General features: G+C 40.8%; 1 protein-coding gene. It reads left to right on the forward strand.

Going from position 1 to position 2,561, the window contains the following annotated elements; translation table 11 throughout:
• Positions 1-2,561, forward strand: a 2,561-nt coding sequence (locus CQA63_RS09200; RefSeq protein WP_115511887.1) for an Eco57I restriction-modification methylase domain-containing protein, incomplete at both ends; no start/stop codon positions are given.

Below are 2,561 nucleotides of genomic sequence, written 5' to 3' on the forward strand. Positions count from 1 at the left end.
AAGCTTCGTGCTAGGGCATGAGAAAATTAAAAGTGCTAAAACCCAACTCCAAGAACTCATAGACACAAAGCAAAAAGACTTACAATCCTTGCAAAAAGCCTTCAGCACCGAGCCTTTAAGCAAGGAGTTTTATAAGGAGATTAAAAGACATTTTGATAGCTTTTGTGCGGATATTCAAGCCCCCGAGCTAAACTCCCAAGAGATTAAAGAATTTAGCATAAAGCTCATAGGGCGGATACTTTTTATTCGTTTTTTAAAAGAGATTGCCCTTATCCCCCAAAATATTTTCACCCCGCAAAAGGACTATTACCACTCTATCCTTACCCCGCTATTTTTTGAAGTGCTTAACACCAAGCAAGAGGAGCGCAAGCCCCATATTAAAGATAATCCAATTTTTGCTGCAATTCCCTTTCTTAATGGTGGGCTCTTCGCTCCTAGCGCACTAGATTGCTACCAAGAAGTGGAGCTTGGCTCTCTCTCACGCATAAATATCCCTGATAATATCTTTGAATCGTTGCTAAATTTGCTTGATTCCTATCATTTCACCATTGATGAATCCACCCCGAGTGATACCCAAATCAGCCTTGACCCTGAAATGTTAGGACAAATCTTTGAAAATCTCCTAGCAGAGCTAGACCCTACCTTAGATGACACCAACAACATACGCAAAGCCACAGGGAGCTTCTACACGCCTAGACATGTTGTAAGCTTTATGTGCAAAAACGCCATAGCCCAAGCCCTAAAGCACAAGCTCCCCCAAGATCTCCACCCCCATATAGACGCCCTCTGCCAAAGCCTAAACCATAGCAAAGAAAGCCCCGCCCTAACTCCACCCCAAAAAGCCAAGATTCTAGAAGTACTAAATACGCTCAAAATACTTGATTTATTCTGCGGCTCAGGGGCATTCCCTATGGGGATTTTGCAAGAGATTATGAGCGCTCAAGAAGCTTTAGGTGATACCCGAGCAGCCTATTGGCGCAAACTTGGCATAATAGAGGGCCAAATCTATGGGGTAGATATACAAAATATCGCTACAGAGATCTCGCGTTTGCGCTGTTTCCTCTCACTCATTATAGAATCCCCCAAAGCCCAAACCCCTCCTCCACTGCCTAATTTGGACTTTAAATTCGTATGCGCGAATGCCTTTGCAAGGCTAGAAACACGCTTAGATTATGATGGCTATGTGGAAGATAAGCAAGCTTTGAAATCCATACGCAAAGCCTACTTCCTCCCAACTGCAGATAAACAAGCACTTAAAAAGGACTTCCAAAATATTAAACACAGAATCTTTGATAATCTCACACTATCTAGCGGAGAGAGCCACCCATTAGCAAGCTATGACCCCTTTAATGCCCAAAAAAGCGCAGAGTTCTTCGATAGTGAGATGATGTTTGGGATAGAATCATTTGATATTTGCATAGGCAACCCCCCATATATATCTAATAAAGGCAAAGCCCATAAGAAAAATGAGATGATATTAAAAGCCCAGCAAGGATTCTATGATGATGCATATAATCACGCCTTTTTTAGTGCCTACTATTGGTTAAAGCCTAGTGGCGTTATCTCTCTTATCACTCCTAAGACCTTTTGGACTATCTCAAGCAAATTAAATTTGCGCCAATTAATCTTAGAAAACACTTTGCATTTTATCTGTGATAGTGCTAATCCTTTCCAAGCACCTATGGTAGATACGGGCATCACGCAATTCTCCAAACTCCCCTATACAAAGCAACAAGAGAGTCAAAATAATTGCCTCTATATTGACGCAAGGGGAGGCTTTGAAGCCCTAGAATGCTACCCATTCTCTCAAAGCCTTTATAGAAATGCCAATAATTGCGCTATCTTCTGCCCAAGTAGTACAAACCTAGATATTTATAACAAATACAACGCCTCTATCAAATCCCTTATGCAAAGCTGGTGGGGGAAGATAAAAACTTCTAAAGATATAGCCAAAAACCGCAATGCCCTAGAGTATTATAGAAATTCGCTAAAACCCGGTGATATTACATTATTAGGACTCATTACTGATGGTGGGCAAGGGTTAGCCACTGGGAATAATGGCAAATACATAGCCTACAAGAGCAACTCCAAAGAAGCCCTAAGCTGTAAAGAGAAGCGCGCAGAGAAGCTTTATTCGCAAAAAGATGTGCAAAAAGATTTAGGCATAGAGCTAAAAAGTAAAAAAGAGGCGATGGCGTATTTAGAGCATTTAAGCGAGGAAGAAATCCAAGCAATCTTTAGCGAGGCTAAAGCTAAATATGGCAGAGATGTATGGGGGCAAGGATTTATATATAAGATTATAGATGAGCATTTAATAGCCAATGTAGAATCTTTAAGTGAAGAACAAAAGAGCGAAGGCATAGAATCTAAAGCCTGCTATGTCCCATATGATAAAGGCGATAAAGAAGGCAATAGATGGTATTTACCAACGCCCTATTATATTGCGTGGAATAAGCAGAATGTCCAATTCTTAAGGACAGATAAAAATGCTCGCTATCAAGGAACTGCATTCTACTTCAAAGAGGGCTTTTGCTGGAATTTGATCCTGCATTATGAAAAAG

This window comes from Helicobacter marmotae (genome assembly GCF_003364255.1).
GTDB classification, from domain to species: domain Bacteria; phylum Campylobacterota; class Campylobacteria; order Campylobacterales; family Helicobacteraceae; genus Helicobacter_C; species Helicobacter_C marmotae.